A 14,684-nucleotide genomic window follows, 5' to 3' on the forward strand; every position below is an offset into this window, starting at 1 on the left:
GCGCCTCCCGCACCGCAGGGCTCAGAGGTCGCGGATCGCGAGCGGCCCGAGGCAGTCGGGGTCGAGCTTCTTCTGCTCGCGCGCGTTCCGCGCCCGGATGATCGGGCACCCGCTGACGCGGCCGGAGCGCACTGTCGCGCCGGTGCCGCTCACGAACTGCACGTGGGTATGGGGCTGCTCCTTCCGCAACTGGGGGATGATGCAGGGGCCGCTGAAGATCGAGGCGCGCGAGTGGGACGGCGAGTTCCACTGCTTCAACGTGCTGGATGATCCGCTCGAGCTGACCAACCTGGGAGAGCAGGCGTGCGCGCCGCTGCCCGACCTCGGGCGGGCGCTCTTTCACGAGATGCCGAACGTGACGCCGCCCGGGAGGAAGCCTGTCGATTGGGGCGGCTGAGCCGTCAGGTCGACCCCGCGGCATCGCCGCGCTCGCCTCGGCGATGACCCCGGAGGCTCCGCCCCTCCGAGGCGCCTTGCCGGCCGCGGCAGCGCTGGATAGCATCGTGATCGTGCCTTGCTTCGGCCGAGCTCCGGGGTCGCGTACGAGGCTCCTCGTCGCCGGGACGCCGCCGGGATGACTCCGCGCATCCGTCCCTTGCCGCTCGACAAGATCCACCCGGAGAGCACGGCCCTGCTCGTCATCGACATGGAGCGGGACTTCGTGGACGAAGGCGCTCCGGGCGAGACGCCGGGGGCGCGCGGGCTGGTCCCGATCATCAACCGGCTCATCGGCTGGGCGCGAGGCTGGCAGCTGCCCATCCTCTTCACCCAGGAGATGCACCGGCCGGACCGGAGCGACTACGGGATCGAGCTGGAGTTCGACCCCCTGCACTGCCACGAAGGCACGCGGGGGTGCGAGCTGGCCGACGGGCTCGCGGTCGCGGCGAGCGACTACCGCATCGTGGCGAAGCGACGCTACGACTGCTTCCTCGGCACCGACCTCGACCTCTTGCTCCGGTGCAAGCGAATCGAGAACCTCATTTGCTGCGGCGTATCCACCAGCGTCTGCGTGATGAGCACCGTGCTCACCGCCAGGAACCTCGACTACCGCGTTCTCCTGCCCGCCGACGCGGTGGCCGGCATCTCCGCCGCGCACCACGAGGCGGCGCTCCTGTGCATGAGCGACGTGTTCGCGTACATCACGAGCAGCGCCGAGGTGACGCGGCTGTGGGAGCGGCGCTCGCCCGAGCTGCGCTAGTCTCGACCTGGGCACAGCTGCCCGAGGTCAGGCAGCTGGGCGGGGCGGGGCAGAACGGGTGTATAAGCTCACCCATGATCAACCTTGAAACGTTGTCCCTCCTGGGTGCGCGGCAGCGCAGGTCGGGCGCGGCGTGGCGCCGCGCCGGGGTGTTCGCGGCATCGGCGGCCGCAATGTCGCTGTCGAGCTCTCTGGCGCTCGCCGAGCAGTTCGTGGTGCTCGATGAGACATGGGACCACCTGCCCACGCTGGCGGACTCCCACTACCGCGTCGATCCGCCGGAGTCGGCCCCGACCAACTGGCGCAGCCCGGTCGATTACACGTCCGGCACGGCTTACTTGCACCTGGAGGTGCTCACCAAGCCGACCGACGAGCCGACGAAGTTCCAGGTCTGCTTCGAGGCGACGCCGACGTACGCCTGCACCGAGCAGTCGCCGACCTACACGACGACGGGCGTCGTCGACTGGGCGTCGCCGTTCTCGGGGTTCTGGTCGCCGGACGGCGAGTCGGTGGACTGGAGCCAGGGGATCCGCCAGATCGCGGTCATCCTGAAGGACACCGAGAACGGCAAGCCCTCCGCGGACAACGTCGGGGCAGACCGGGCCGCGCGGTTCATGCCGACCCGGGTGCGCATGGTGGTGACCGTCGTGGAGCCGGGCAGCGAGTATGTCCCGCCGGGGCCCGCGGATCCGGGCGCGGGCGGCGGCGGCGCGGGCGGGGAAGGGGCCGGCGGCGCTCCGACCGAGCCCGGCGCGGGCGGGGCGGACGCCTCCACCAGCACCGGCAGCACCGGCAGCACCGGCGGCGGGGGCAGCACGGCGGCGGGCACGCCGGGGGCCGGCGGCGGCGAGCCCACGGGGCAGACCCCGGAGCCCGGCGCGAGCGACGACGAGGGCGGGTGCAGCCTCGCGCCGGGCCGCACGAGCACGGGGGGCGCCGCCTGGGTGTCGCTGGCGGTCGCGGCGTTCTTCGCGCGATCCCGCCGGAGGTCCTGAGGGCCGGCGGCCAGGCGTCGGCCTCACGCGGCCAGCGGCGCGGCCGTGCGAGGATGTGCGGCGTGACCCCATCGCCGCAGAAGCCGTCACATCGAACAGCTCGTGCCGAGCCGCTGCCGCCGCCTCGTCAGCCCCCGAGGGCCACGAGCGCCGCCACGAGCCGCTCGAGCTGCTCGGGCGCGAGCCCGCTCTCCGCCAGGTCGTCGCGGGCCTTGGCCAGCACGGACTCGCGCGTGAGCCCGCGGGGCAGGCGCACGAGGAGAAAGGCCATCCGCGCGGTGATGCGGGCGATGGCCGGGCGCAGGTCGTCGTCCAGCGAGGAGACCGGCTCGCTCGTCTCCGGGGCGGCCAGGGCGCGTCGCTCGACGGCCTTGGCGCTCTCGATCTGGGCCCGGAAGAAGGCGTGAATGGCGTCGTCGGCCGGGGGCGGCGCGCCGCGCGCGGCGGCGGCCTGGAGGACGGCGGCCCTCCCGGCGGCGAGCACGCGGGCCTCCTGCGCGGTGTCCTCGATGGCCCTCCCGGCGCGCCGCTTGGCGGCGGCCACCAGGGGCATGAGCGCGAGGCGCTCGGCGGTGGCGCAGAGGAGCGCGTCCACGGGCAGCGCGGTGGGCCCGCCTCCGCCGGGGCCGAGGTGGAGCGCGCGCAGCTGCCCCAGCGCGCCGCGCTCCTCCTCGGCGAGCAGCCAGGTGTCCAGCTGGGCGGCGAGCTCGGGCCGGTCGGCGCGCACGTAGAGCGCGACGACGTCGCGGGTCAGCGGTCCGATCCGCTCGATGCGGTCGAGCCCCTCGGCCCAGCGCGGGGCCTCGAAGGTGTTGGTCATGGCCGCGTCCGCGTCGCCGCGGGCGAACGCCTCGCGCACCGCGGCGTTATCGGGGATGGCGACGACCTGGGCGCGGCGCAGGAAGCTCCGGGCGACGCGCTCGAGGTGACCGCCGCGGTTGACCGCCACGCGCAGCTCGGGCCGGTCCAGCGCGCGCAGCGCGGCGCGGGCGCCCTCGAGTCCGAGCCCTGGGCTGCCCGCGGGCGCGGCCCACGCCGGGCGCCGGAGGAGCAGGACGGCGCCGCCGCGGGCCACCGGCACGGTGAAGCGCCCGGCGATGGAGCGCTCCGGGCGTACGGTGATGCCGTCGGCCGCGAGGTCGAAGCGTCCGGCGCGCAGGTCCCCGACGAGCTCGGACCAGCGGAAGCGTGTCCAGGACAGCGCGAGCCGCTGCTCTGCGGCGAAGCCGCCGAGGAGCGCGGCGGAGAAGGCCTCGGCGTGGTCGTCCTTCCAGACGCTGAAGGGCGGGTAGTCGCCGCTGGTGCCGGCGCGGAGGGAGGCCGCCTCGGGGCGGGAGCTTGCGGCCGCCCCCGCGTCCGGCGCGGCGGAGACGGCAGGCACGGCGGCGGCGGCGGGCCCCGCGGAGGCGGCCCCGGCCGGCCGGGCGGAGACGGCCCCGTCCGGACGGGCACACCCCGCCGCGGCGAACCCGAGGACCAGGGCCAGCGTGATCCGCGGGCCCGCCGTGCGTCGCGAAGGCCGGGCTGGGGAGCGTGGCGCGCGGAGAGCGCTCGTCATGAGGGCGCGGAGGATACTCCCTGCGGCCGGTCAGGCGGGAGGGTTTCCGTCGGCGTCGTCGCGCTGCCGCCATGCGCTCGCAGCAGGCGACGAAGTTCTGCCGGGCCTCGGCGTGGCGCTCCCCAGGCGAGCCGGCGGGAAAGCGGAGCGCGCGCCTGATCATGACGCCTGTAGAGCTGCTTGCGCGGCTTTCCACACGTGTTCCCCCGCCGCGGTACCCGCTTGTCCGGTATCATGGATTCTTTGCGCCCCTGCGAAGCGCCGGAGTCCCCTCAGCGAGCTGACAGAGCACGGGCGCCGCGCGCCCCCGGCGCAATCACCGGGCGCGCCGCGCGGCGTCTCGTCATTTGTCGAAGTTGAGCGGGATCATCCCGATCGTCTCGCCGTGGCCGAATGCGGCGCGCCCGGTGCGGAGGGCGAACTGGGAGCTGCTGTCGAGGAGCTGGAGGATGTCCTGCTCGTAGGTGTAGACCTCGAGATCCACCTTGCCGCCGCCGAGCATCAGGCCGGGCTTCAGCTTGATGTAGGTGGAGTTGTGGCGAGACTGGAGCAGCCGGATCTGCTCGTCGGAGATGCCGAGGTTCAGCTCGAGGTGGAATGCCTTGAAGTCCGAGGCTCCGTGCGTGTGCGACGCGTCGCCGACGAGGGCGACATGGGCGCCGACGTCGAACAGGGCCTCGATATCGGAGCGCTGGAGCGTTTCAAAGACACGGTATCCCGACATGATGTGTTCCTCCGTCGCGCGAAGGCGCTGGGCGATGCTACAGCGCGGGGACTCACGGGCGCAACCCGTGCCGGGGGGCGGGATCTTTCAGTCTCTGGGTCGAGTCGAGTGGACATGACCTCTGGCCCTATTTTCCGTTCCGACCCCTGTCGGCTTCGCGAAAGTAGGCTGGTCGGAAGCTCGCCCCAGGATCGCCTCCACGAGCTCGCTCGAGACGGGCACGCCGCGCTCCCGCAGCGCGCGAGCATGCGCCTCGGCCTGCGCGCGGTGTGCCGGATCCGCGTCGAGCGCGTGACGCAGGTGCACGAGGCTCACGGGCTCGCGGAGCCAGCGCGCGAAGAAGCGGCCCACGATGGCCACGTACTCCTGCGCCGGGGAGCTTCCTTCGAGCGCCTCGACCGAGATGACCTCGTCGAGGTCGTCGTCCTCGGGCGAGCGAGCGGCCTCGCGCGTGAGCGAGATGGTCGTATCCCGCGTCTTCTTGCGCTCGAACCGCAGCGGGGTTCTGCGCACGAGGCGAGGGCCGCCCTCGGCAAGCTTGTCCCCGAGGCGCCATTCGATGGTCGTCTCGTCCTCGATCCGCACGATGCCCGCCGCGTCCAGCGTGGCGATCATCTCGGCGAACGCGACGTCGCCGGCCGACGCGCGATAGCCGCCTTCCGGCACGGCCACCGGCCCGGGCGGCGCGCCCACGCGCCCCTGCCCCTCGAGCCAGACGAGCTTGCCCCACGCGGAGGCGCCTGCGCCCCATGCCGTCCGCTCGGGGCCGTGCACGCTGAACGAGAGGCTGGAGGTGCGACCGAGCGCTCCGCGCAGCACGCCGAGCGCGCCCCAGAGCCCGGCCACACCGACGATGAGGATCAGCAAGCCGAGCGCGCCGAAGGCGATGAGGGCCCAGACGCGGCGCTCGCCGTCGTAGTAGGGACCCGCCAGGATGAAGACGCCCAGACAGACGAGGGCGCCGAAGAGGCCCACGCCGAACGCCGCGCCGAGGATGCCCTGACGCGTGACCTTGATGGCGCCTGCGCGATCGTGCGGAGGCTCGGCGCACGCGGGGCAGGGGGCGTCGCTCGGCGTGACCTCGCCGCACGTCAGGCAACGCGCGAGCACCTCGGGGGGCACGCCGTGCGCCTTCGTATCCTCGCCGGAGAGCGCGCGCGCTGCGCCGACGGCCGAGCCCACGGCAATGCCGCCGAACAGGAGCAGGATGAAGCCGCGCAGCGTCCACGCCAGGAGGGGCGGCGCCTCGATGGAGGCCGCAAGGATGCCGATGGCGAGCGCCGCGAAGAAGATCGAGAGGCAGAAGCCGAGGACGGCGGCGACGTAGCGGGTCAGGCGGGAGCGGAGATCGACGTCGAGCACGAGGGTCATGTTGGCTCCGGCCCGCGGGGGCGACTAGCGGAACAACCGGCGCTGTCCGACGAGCGAGCGCCCGCGCCCCGCGTCAGCCGGCGCGGACCGCCGGCAGCAGGCCCTTGAGGCGCGCCGTCAGCTCGTAGAACTCCGGCTGCTCCCGGATCCACGGGCCGCGCTGCTCGATGGTCGCCGCGTCCACCGGCCTTCCGAGGAGCGCGGCGAGCGCGTCTGCCCGCCCGCGATCCCCGGCCGCCGCGAGGCTCCGCGCGTTGCGCGCGATCTTCTCCTCGAGCTCCGGCTGGGTGCGCACGTCGGCGACGATGCCGGTCCCCCGCTCCCCGAAGATCACGACGCGCTCGGCGAGGAAGGCGGCCTCCGCGATGTCGTGCGTGACGAAGAGGATGGTCGGCCTGCGCTCTCGCCAGATGCGCAGCAGCTCGGTCTGCTGGGCCTCGCGGGTCTGGGCGTCGAGCGCCGCGTAGGGCTCGTCCATGAGCAACAGGCTCGGCTGCGTCGCCAGCGTGCGCGCGATGGCGACCCGCTGCTGCTGTCCGCCGGACAGGTCGCGCGGGTAGGACGACGCGAACGCCTTCAGGCCGACGAGCTCCAGGTAGGCCGAGGCCCGGCGCTCCCGCTCGGCCCTGTCGGGCACGCAGAACTGCAGCCCGAACAGGACGTTCTCTCTCACGGTCAGCCAGGGAAAGGACGAGTAGGACTGGAACACGAAGCCGCGATCGGGCCCGGGTCCGCGGATCGGCTCGCCGCCGAGGAGCAGCTCGGTCCCGGGGCGCGGGTCGGGCGCCTCGAGCCCGCCCACGATCCGCAGGCACGTCGTCTTGCCGCAGCCCGAGGGGCCGAGGATGACCACGAGCTCCCCTGCCGCCACGCAGAGGTCGAGGTCGCGGAGGACGGCGCGCCCGCCCCCGTCGCCGGCGAACGTCTTCGAGAGCGCGCGCAGGACGAGCGGCTTCCCGGTCCTCGGCCCGCCCGGTGAGCTCGTCGTCACAGCCACGGGAAGAGCGCCCGCCTCGAGAGCCTGAAGAGCTGGTCGAAGAGCACCCCGACCAGCCCGATGACGACGATGGAGGCCATCACGTTGCCCGTCTGGATGAAGCGCTGCGACTGGATGATCACGTGGCCGATCCCGGACGTCGCGGCGACGAGCTCGGCGACGACGAGGTACGACCAGGCCCACCCCAGCGCGACGCGGAAGTGGTCATGGAGCGTCGGCATGCACCACGGCAGCACCACGCGCAGGAGCACCTGCCGCGAGCTCGCCCCCATGGTGTACCCGAGCTCGACGAGGTGCTTCGGCACGCGCGCGGCGGTGTCGGCGACGAGGGGGATGAGCTGGAAGACGGTGCCGATGAAGATGATGGAGATCTTCTGGGCATCGCCGATGCCGACCCAGAGGATGCTGAGCGGTATCAGCGACGCGACCGGCAGGTACCGGAGGAAGTCGTTGAACGGCTGGACGAGCGCGTCCACCGGCTTGGCCGTGCCGGCCAGGAGCCCGACCGGCAGCGCCACGGCGACGGCGGCCGCGAACCCCGCGGTGACGCGGTAGATGCTCGCGAGGACGTCGCTCGCGAAGTCGCGCTCCCGGAACAGCGCGAGGCCCGCCTCCACCACGTCGAGCGGGGAGGGGAGGAACACCGCGGCGGACTCCATGCTCCTCGAGAGCACGACCCAGGCAGCGATGAAGGTCGAGAACGAGAGCGCGGCGAGCCCCCAGTAGGCCTGTCGGCTGATCCCGCGGTAAAGCTTCATGCGATCGTGCCGTGTGTCGGCGCCGGCGCTCGGTCGGCCGGTCATCTGGCCAGCTGGCCAGATGGCCAGATGACGGAGCGCTAGCGCTTCTCCTTCGCGGCCCTGTTCACCGAGGCGAAGTCGATCACGGAGGCCGGCTCGACGGGCTTCTTCGTGATGCCCGCCTTGAGCCAGACGTCGTTCGCCCTCCGCACCGTATCGAGCAGCTGCCCCGGCGCGGACTCGGTCCCGAAGAGCTCGGCGTTGCGGGGCAGGGACATGAACTTGATGCCGGCGACGGTCTCCTTTTCCTCGGGGAGCGGCAGCTTCCAGAAGCGAGCGATGACCTCGTCGCCCTCGGCCGTGTGGTCGTTGTACCAATCGACCGCGCGGCCCATCGCCAGGATCATCGCCTTCACGTCCTCCGGGCGCCTCTGTATCGCGGCGCGGTTCATGTAAAGCACGTCCACGATGAGCCCCGGCCTGTCGGCGCTCGTCACGACGACGTGGGCGTCCTTCATCGTCTTCGTCTTGCCGATCCATGGCTCCCACGTCACCGCGGCCTCGACCTGCCCCGCCGCGAACGCGCTCCCCGCGCTCCCCGTGTCCATCGGGACGATGGTCACGTCGGCCGGGGTGAGGCCAGCCTCGGAGAGCAGCGACAGGAAGAAGAAGTGTCCGGTGAAGCCCGGCTCGAGCGCCACCTTCTGCCCCTTGAAATCGGCGATGCCCTTGATCGAGCGCCGGGCGAGGATCCCGTCCGCCCCGTTCGACAGGTCGAAGACATAGATGATCTGCCCGTCGACGCCCGCGGACGCGCTCGTCACCGCGGAGTCGGCGGTGTGCCCCACGGCGTCGATGGCGCCCCGCAGGAGCGCCGAGTTCTTCTCGCCGATGCTCTCCAGGATGGAGAACTCGACATCGAGGCCGGCCTCCCTCAGAAAGCCCTTCTCCTTGGCGATGACGAGCGGGGAGTAGCCGAGCCAGGTATTGAACGCCACCTTGAACGGCGCCGCGGGAGGCCTGGCGGCGGCCGGCTCCACCGCGCCCGCCGGATCGCTCTTCGGGCTCTGATCGCTCTTCGAGCTCGAGGAGCGGCAGCCCGCGAGCGCGCAGCCCGCCGCGATGGCCAGGGCGCCGGCGGCGCTCAGGAGCGGCGCTCGGCCTCGCGCGATCCCGCGCGGCGACGCAGCACTTACCACGAGAGGGTCCTTTGCCACGGTATTCACGTGCGGGCGCTCCTGGCCCGGCAAAGTAGCGCCGCCTGGTTGTGCGTCGCAAGACCTTCCTCGTTCGAGCCTCCTGGTCCACCTCCTCGGCGAGCAGCGCCGCCTGCTTGGGCCGGAAGCGCGCGGTCAGCCCAGCGCCGACGCGCACCGCGGTCGACGTCGATTGCCATCAACGTGCTTTGCCCTTGACGCTCGCCTGGCAGCTCCGCGCGAAGCGCGAGGCGCCGTGGTACACTGGCTCGCGCTCGGACTGGCACACATCGTCTGAGCCAATCTGAGCCGCGCCTCCGGGGCACGCCTTCAAGATCGCGTGAATCGCAGGGATTCCAGGTTGGTTCATGAATTGCTCCTGGGCGGAGCTCGCAACGGTGACAGGTGGCAGGCGTGGCACGCGCTGCCGCTGGTCCCGAGCGTCAGCTCAGGAGGATACGAGAATGACCAGGATGTTCAGGGGTATGGGGGCGATCGCGGCGGCAGGTGTGTTGTTCGTGGTCGGTATCAGCGGTTGCGTCTCGCATGCTGGCGATGACGCAGAGCTCGGATCGATCAGCCTGCCGCTCGCGGCGGACGCGCCTTCTGGAGCGCGCTATCAGCTTCGCAACGCCACGTTCCAGATCTGGAGCGACTACTACTGGTACGGCGACGGCGCGGTGGGAGTGGGAGGCAGCGGCGGCGTCTCCACCACCACCGGCGGCGGCGTCACCACCTCCACCACCAGCGGCGGCGGCGGCAGCACCTCCTCCACCACCAGCGGCGGCGGCGGAGATAGTGGAGGCAACACTCTCTTGACGATCAGCTCCGAGGACGAAGATCCCGACGCGAGCTCCATCACCGTCGACCTGGAGCGGGGCTCGTACTACGTCAGCCTGCTCCCTGGCTGGTACTTCGAGAAGATCGAAGGCGGCGTCGCGACCCCCGTCGAGGCCACGCTGCTGTCGTCGTCATCGTTCTACGTCTACGTCTCGCCGCACTCGACGACCTGGGCTCAGTACCAGTTCGGTATCGGGGACCGCGCGCTGTGGCTCAACGGCAAGCTGAACATCGGCGTCAACGTCTACGAAGATCCGAGCGATTACTACTACTACGGCGAGGGTGGCGCCGGGGGAGGCGGCACGGGCGGCGGCTGGGAAGGCTCCGTGTCCGTGGCGGTGTCCTCCAGCTCTGTCGGCGCCGGCGGCAGCGGCGACTGACGCTGGAGCGGAGCGCTCGGCGGACCCGCTCGTCGTCGGCCGGAGCGCCGACAGGCCTGGAACCGGCTGTCAGGCCGCCATCTTGCGCTGGATGATCTAGAGGCGCTGGACGGCGGCCGCTCGCCTCGCCGGGTCGGGTGCTCAGAGGTCGCGGATCGCGAGCGGCCCGATATAGTCGAGCTTGCCCACGTCGATCCCGTTGTGCCGCAGGATCGAGTACGCCGTGGTGGCGTGGAAGTAGAAGTTGGGGAGCGCGAACCCGTACACGAAGTCCGTGGCCTTCAAGCCCTTTCCCGGCATGAAGGCGAGCGGGATCGTGCGGTCCTCCGCGCCCTGGAACTGCTCGGGCCTCAGCGCCTTGACCTGCTCGAGCGTCTTGCCGATGCGCGCGCGCAGCTCCGCGGTGGTCTCATCCCCCGCCTGGAGCGCCGGCGGCTCCGCGCCGGTGAGGAGCGCGCTCAGCCGCAGGGGCCAGGCGATGACGCCCTGGATCTGACGCCTGAAGTGCCACTGGTCGGGCGCGAGGCGCGCCGTCAGCAGCACCTCGGGGTCGAACTTCTTCTGCTCGGCATACGCCTGCGCCTTGTCGAACCAGGTCGGCACCTGGCCGAGCATGCGAGCCATCTGGGGGAACGAGCTGTCGTAAAGGCTCATGATCGTCTCCTCGTCAGCGAGTGCAGCCGGCGCTGCTGGTCGCCCCGCGGCCTCCGCGCGTCAACCCCGCGCGCGCCGGCCCCCTCCTCCGGGCTCGGCGGCGTGGGGAGGTGGTCGATCCGGCTCGCAAGTGTACGAAATTTCAGGATAAATCGAATGGCCGCGACCCTTCGCGCGGAGGCGCTATGCTCGACGCGTGCCCACCGCCGCACAGAAGCCAGGCCCAGCGACCGCTGCGGATCTCCTGGCCATCCCCGAGGAGCAGCGCTTTCACGAGATCATCGACGGCGAGCTCGTCCAGAAGGCCGTGCCCTCGTTCGAGCACGGCGATGCGCAGTCCGCCATCGTTGCGCATGTGAAGTTCCCGTTCCAGCGGCGTCCCGGGGGGCGCTGGCCCGGTGGGTGGTGGTTCGCCACCGAGGTCGAGGTCGAGCTCGCGCCAGACCAGGTGTACCGGCCCGACGTGGTCGGCTGGCGCCACGAAAGCTCGCCGGAGCGCCCGAGCGGGAGCCCTGTCCGGCTCCGGCCCGACTGGGTGTGCGAGGTGCTGTCCCCGTGCAACGCGCGTCACGACACGGTCAAGAAGATGCGTGCCCATCAGCGCTGCCAGCTCCCACATTACTGGATCGTCGATCCCCGGGAGGAGACGCTGACCGTGTACCGGTGGACCCCGGAGGGATACCTCGTCGCGCTCCGCGCGGAGCGGGGCGAGCGCGTCAGGGCGGAGCCCTTCGGCGCCATCGAGCTCCAGGTCGGCGTGCTCTTCGGGGACGAGCGCGAGGACGAGTGACGCCCGCCACGGAGCCCCGAGCGGCGGTGTCGCCCGGGGCTCCGCAGGTCGCCCGGAGGCGCTCACTCGACCAGGTGGAACACGCCGGCCGGGTCGAGGGTCCACATCCGCGGGGGGACCCCGGGGATATCCGACGTCCGCATGAAGATGAGCCGGACACCCTTCTCCTCCAGCTCGGCGAGGAGCGCCGGGTCGATGCCGGGCTCGAGGCGGGGCTCGAAGATGAAGTCCTCCGAGAAGTTGTGGTGCGCCGGGCGGTACGTCTGCGCGTGATAGCCCTTGAGCACGATCGGGCTGCTCGTCAGCCCCTCGATGCGCGTCTCCACCCACTTGTGCAGCGGCGCCGTGTACCCCGCCGTCGGGCCCTTGGGGTAGGGCGGCCAGTAAAAGGACGTATGCACCACGACGCCGCCGGACTCCGGCGAGAGCGAGCGCTCCTGGAGCGACGCGCCCTCGACCGGCGGACCGTCCGCCGGGCAGGCGTCGAGCCGCACCGCCTCCGACGTGATGGCGAGCGGCGTGTCGTCCCATTCGAGCGCCGGCACGGGCGTGGTGTACGCGGCGCTGAGGACCAGCTCGAAATCGCTCACCGAGACGAGCGGGCCCACCGACGGCGGCAGCAGCTCCGGCACGGGCGAGGTCGCGAGCGCGTACGTGACCCCCGCGGCCCCTTCGCCGTCCACGAACGAGTCCGTGGCCGTCCCCTCGGCGTACGCGTACGACGCGCCCGGCCACGTCGCCGGGCTCCCCGTCAGCGTCGCCACCGCGCCGCCGGAGACGTAGTCGAGGCCCACGTCGTCGAAGAGCGTGCTGGCGAGGGCCGCCGGCGTGAGGAACGCGCTCTTCGTCGAGAGGCGCGCGCGCACCTTGAGCCGGTGGTTCGCGAACACGTCGCCGAACTCGCCCTGGAACGTGCAGAGCTCCCGCGGCTCGTCGAGCAAGAACGGCGTGAGGCTCGGCGTCGTGTCCGGCAGCGAGACCTCGCGCACCTGCTTCACCACGAGCTCTCCCGGCCTCATCTTCTTGAACTCGTAGTCGAGCAGGTACGACGTCTTCTCCGGGTGCGCCTCGACGAACCGCCGCTCGACGCGGCCGAGCAGGTCGGCGAGCTCGCGGTAGTCGCTCTCCCACGCCATCACGTGAGCGCCGAGCGGCAAGAGCGTCGAGCCGGAGCGGAGCTCGACGTACGTCTCGCCGTCAAGGCTGGTCACGTTCACGACCTCGGGCAGCGCGCCGCCTTCCGGGTTGGTGACGGAGGTCGCCCCGACCTGCGTCACGAGCTTGATCTGGTCCAAGGTGGAAACGCCGCGCGAGAGCGTGGCGACCCCGTTGGCCAGCTCGTCCTCGTCAGCATAGGAGTAGTGGACGAGGACCCCCATTCCGACCTCGTCCTCGTCCACGCCGTAGAGGAGCCGGGCGAGGTAGGCGTTGTCGTTGTAGAAGCTCGCGTACACCTTGCGGATCGCGCGGAACACGCCCCGCTCGTTCTCCTCGCCGGCCTCGCAGAGGCTCGGCCCCGCCGCGTCGGCGTCCTGGTCGTCGGCCAGGCAGCCGCTGTAGCTGTCGTAGAGGCCCGCGCCCGTGAAGACGGCGCTGTCCTCCACGTTCGTCGAGCTCCGGAACCGGATCTTCCTCGTGGGCGTGAAGCCCTCGAGCGCCGCCTCGACCGCCTGCCGCTGCGCCGTGGTGAAGTCGGCTTCCTTGGTGATGCGATCCCGGATCGCCGCGAGGTCGGCCTTGAGCGCCTGCATGTCCGGCGGGTAGCTGTGGCCAGCGAGGCGCTCCGCGATCTCGGCGCGCAGGGTGCCGCCGCCGGGCATGACCTGGTCGAGGAAGTCGTCCCAGAGATCGAAGGACAGCGCGACAGCGACGTCGGAGCTCTCCGGGATGGCGTCCCGCAGCAGGCCGTAGTTCGCGGCCTTGCCCCCGAAGTGGACGATGTCCGCGGGGCCGAGATCCTCCGTGGAGCCGGCGTAGGCGCCGAGCGGCTGCTTGGGCTGTAGCCCGAGATCGCCGGGCTGCTTCAGCGCGAGGAGCTGCTCCCGGTCCGCCGGCGCGATCCTCCCCTCGGCGTCGAGGAGCGCGGTGCGGCACACGACGCCCCACTGGAGCGACGCCCGCAGCGCGACCTCCTGGCCGTCGAGCCCCTTCGCCCGCTCGGCGGCGGCCGGATCGCCGATGTACACGAACGGGATGCCGAACGAGGTCGCCAGCAGGGCGGTGTGCGCGTTCGGGGTCGAGGGCGACAGCGAGATGATGCCCGCCACATAAGGCACCTCCGCGGGGATGGAGTCGGTGAGGAGGATGTCCTCGGCCCGGAGCTCGCCGCTCGCGTAGGCGGCGTCGATCATGTCCGGCGGGACGTACCGGAGCCGGCCCAGGGCCCAGCCGGTCGAATAGCACTGGTCGCCGTTCAGCCACCGATCGACCGAGCTCACGGGGAACCCGCTCTCCGCGAAGAACGCGCTGTTCTCCACGGCCGATGCGGTCTGCTCGTAGGTCGGGAAGTAGAAGGGCTGCGCGCCGTCGGGGGCGTCGATGCTGTCCTTCACGAGCTGGAGGACGACGCGCGCCACCTCGGGATCGTAGGCGTCCTGCCGGACCAGCTGGATGCCGTACTCCGGATCGACGTACGCGTTCGGGGAGATGAGCACGGCGCCGAGGATCGCCTCCTGTCCTTCCTCGTGGAGCGAGACCCTGTCGAACTCGTCCTGCGACATGCCGAAGAAGGGGTCGAGTCGCGCCGTGGCGAACTCGCCGTGGAAAGGGAACTTGTTGCTGTCCTGGTAATAGACCTTGGTGGGGTCGTGCATCAGCACGGTGAACTTCACCCACATCGGCGCGTCGTACGTCGAATAAGCGAGGAAGGGGTCGAACGGGAAAGTGATCTCGTTCTTCCAGTCCTCGGACGGGGTGATCTCGATCGGGTAGGTGTCGACGGGCCACGAGCCACCGCCTCCCCCTTCGCCGCCCGTGCCGCCCGCTCCGCCGGTGGCGCCGCTGCCGCCTTCGCCGCCCGCGCCGCCGCTGCCGCCTTCGCCGCCCGCGCCGCCGCTGCCGCCTTCGCCGCCCGCGGCGCCGCTGCCGCCCGAGCCCCCCGACGAGCCGTCACCGCACGCGATGAGATTCCCTGCGCCCAGCAGCGCCAGCGCAAGGCAAGCCAGTCGACCGATTCGTTGAAGCCTCATGGTCACTACCGAACTACAACTACCGTGCCAGCGTCTTCGCAAAAGTTCATCGC

General features: G+C 71.5%; 15 protein-coding genes. 6 read left to right on the forward strand and 9 right to left on the reverse strand.

The window, feature by feature from the left end:
* Positions 1-21: 21 nt before the first annotated feature.
* Positions 22-153 carry a hypothetical protein gene (locus tag WME89_RS07800; RefSeq protein ID WP_438008599.1) on the reverse strand — a complete coding sequence of 44 codons (132 nt, stop codon included), beginning with the start codon at positions 151-153 and terminating at the stop codon, positions 22-24.
* Between WME89_RS07800 and WME89_RS07805 the strand changes: the two genes are divergently transcribed.
* From WME89_RS07805 to WME89_RS07815, 3 genes are all read left to right on the forward strand, one after another.
* Positions 143-397: a hypothetical protein gene (locus WME89_RS07805; protein ID WP_438008600.1), complete on the forward strand. Its 255-nt coding sequence runs from the start codon at positions 143-145 to the stop codon at positions 395-397. The genes WME89_RS07800 and WME89_RS07805 overlap by 11 nt on opposite strands.
* Positions 398-574: 177 nt before the next feature.
* Positions 575-1,198, forward strand: a complete 624-nt coding sequence (locus tag WME89_RS07810; protein WP_438008601.1) for a cysteine hydrolase family protein — start codon at positions 575-577, stop codon at positions 1,196-1,198.
* A gap of 74 nt (positions 1,199-1,272) precedes the next feature.
* Entirely contained in the window at positions 1,273-2,193 is a 921-nt protein-coding gene (locus tag WME89_RS07815; RefSeq protein WP_438008602.1) for a hypothetical protein, read from the forward strand.
* A 127-nt stretch (positions 2,194-2,320) separates the two neighbouring features.
* Here WME89_RS07815 and WME89_RS07820 read toward each other — a convergent pair whose 3' ends face one another.
* Positions 2,321-3,751 carry a transporter substrate-binding domain-containing protein gene (locus WME89_RS07820; RefSeq protein WP_438008603.1) on the reverse strand — a complete coding sequence of 477 codons (1,431 nt, stop codon included), beginning with the start codon at positions 3,749-3,751 and terminating at the stop codon, positions 2,321-2,323.
* Positions 3,752-3,822: 71 nt separating this feature from the next.
* On the opposite strand from WME89_RS07820, the gene WME89_RS07825 reads away from it, so the two are divergent.
* A complete protein-coding gene (locus tag WME89_RS07825; RefSeq protein WP_438008604.1) occupies positions 3,823-4,035 on the forward strand; it encodes a transposase in 213 nt (70 codons plus the stop codon).
* A gap of 59 nt (positions 4,036-4,094) precedes the next feature.
* On the opposite strand, the gene WME89_RS07830 is transcribed toward WME89_RS07825, so the two are convergent.
* The 5 genes from WME89_RS07830 to WME89_RS07850 all read right to left on the reverse strand — a co-directional run bounded on the left by WME89_RS07830 (position 4,095) and on the right by WME89_RS07850 (position 8,809).
* A complete protein-coding gene (locus WME89_RS07830; RefSeq protein WP_438008605.1) occupies positions 4,095-4,475 on the reverse strand; it encodes a hypothetical protein in 381 nt (126 codons plus the stop codon).
* A gap of 87 nt (positions 4,476-4,562) precedes the next feature.
* Positions 4,563-5,846, reverse strand: coding sequence for a hypothetical protein (locus WME89_RS07835; protein WP_438008606.1), 1,284 nt, complete (start codon positions 5,844-5,846; stop codon positions 4,563-4,565).
* Positions 5,847-5,919: 73 nt separating this feature from the next.
* Positions 5,920-6,843 carry an ABC transporter ATP-binding protein gene (locus WME89_RS07840; protein ID WP_438008607.1) on the reverse strand — a complete coding sequence of 308 codons (924 nt, stop codon included), beginning with the start codon at positions 6,841-6,843 and terminating at the stop codon, positions 5,920-5,922.
* Complete coding sequence (locus tag WME89_RS07845) at positions 6,834-7,601, reverse strand: ABC transporter permease (protein ID WP_438008608.1); 768 nt, start codon at positions 7,599-7,601, stop codon at positions 6,834-6,836. The genes WME89_RS07840 and WME89_RS07845 overlap by 10 nt, the downstream gene beginning before the upstream one ends.
* An 80-nt stretch (positions 7,602-7,681) precedes the next feature.
* Positions 7,682-8,809, reverse strand: coding sequence for an ABC transporter substrate-binding protein (locus WME89_RS07850; RefSeq protein WP_438008609.1), 1,128 nt, complete (start codon positions 8,807-8,809; stop codon positions 7,682-7,684).
* Between the two features lie 434 nt (positions 8,810-9,243).
* Between WME89_RS07850 and WME89_RS07855 the strand changes: the two genes are divergently transcribed.
* Entirely contained in the window at positions 9,244-9,999 is a 756-nt protein-coding gene (locus tag WME89_RS07855; RefSeq protein ID WP_438008610.1) for a hypothetical protein, read from the forward strand.
* Between the two features lie 141 nt (positions 10,000-10,140).
* Here the strand turns inward: WME89_RS07855 and WME89_RS07860 are convergent, their stop codons facing one another.
* Positions 10,141-10,653 (reverse strand): DUF1993 domain-containing protein, encoded by a 513-nt coding sequence (locus tag WME89_RS07860; protein ID WP_438008611.1) that lies wholly within the window; start codon positions 10,651-10,653, stop codon positions 10,141-10,143.
* 196 nt (positions 10,654-10,849) lie between these two features.
* Here WME89_RS07860 and WME89_RS07865 point away from each other — a divergent pair, with 196 nt between their 5' ends.
* Positions 10,850-11,443 (forward strand): Uma2 family endonuclease, encoded by a 594-nt coding sequence (locus WME89_RS07865; RefSeq protein WP_438008612.1) that lies wholly within the window; start codon positions 10,850-10,852, stop codon positions 11,441-11,443.
* Positions 11,444-11,505: 62 nt separating this feature from the next.
* On the opposite strand, the gene WME89_RS07870 is transcribed toward WME89_RS07865, so the two are convergent.
* Entirely contained in the window at positions 11,506-14,631 is a 3,126-nt protein-coding gene (locus WME89_RS07870; RefSeq protein ID WP_438008613.1) for a PEP/pyruvate-binding domain-containing protein, read from the reverse strand.
* Positions 14,632-14,684 lie beyond the last annotated feature (53 nt).

The organism is Sorangium sp. So ce321 (assembly GCF_051530195.1).
Lineage (GTDB): Bacteria > Myxococcota_A > Polyangia > Polyangiales > Polyangiaceae > Sorangium.

Excerpts from the sequence above, each read along its gene's own strand:
- WME89_RS07810 (WP_438008601.1), top strand. The coding sequence starts at position 575 with ATGACTCCGCGCATCCGTCCCTTGCCGCTCGACAAGATCCACCCGGAG.
- WME89_RS07815 (WP_438008602.1), top strand. The coding sequence starts at position 1,273 with ATGATCAACCTTGAAACGTTGTCCCTCCTGGGTGCGCGGCAGCGCAGG.
- WME89_RS07820 (WP_438008603.1), bottom strand. The coding sequence starts at position 3,751 with ATGACGAGCGCTCTCCGCGCGCCACGCTCCCCAGCCCGGCCTTCGCGA.
- WME89_RS07825 (WP_438008604.1), top strand. The coding sequence starts at position 3,823 with ATGCGCTCGCAGCAGGCGACGAAGTTCTGCCGGGCCTCGGCGTGGCGC.
- WME89_RS07830 (WP_438008605.1), bottom strand. The coding sequence starts at position 4,475 with ATGTCGGGATACCGTGTCTTTGAAACGCTCCAGCGCTCCGATATCGAG.
- WME89_RS07835 (WP_438008606.1), bottom strand. The coding sequence starts at position 5,846 with ATGACCCTCGTGCTCGACGTCGATCTCCGCTCCCGCCTGACCCGCTAC.
- WME89_RS07845 (WP_438008608.1), bottom strand. The coding sequence starts at position 7,601 with ATGAAGCTTTACCGCGGGATCAGCCGACAGGCCTACTGGGGGCTCGCC.
- WME89_RS07855 (WP_438008610.1), top strand. The coding sequence starts at position 9,244 with ATGACCAGGATGTTCAGGGGTATGGGGGCGATCGCGGCGGCAGGTGTG.
- WME89_RS07860 (WP_438008611.1), bottom strand. The coding sequence starts at position 10,653 with ATGAGCCTTTACGACAGCTCGTTCCCCCAGATGGCTCGCATGCTCGGC.
- WME89_RS07870 (WP_438008613.1), bottom strand. The coding sequence starts at position 14,631 with ATGAGGCTTCAACGAATCGGTCGACTGGCTTGCCTTGCGCTGGCGCTG.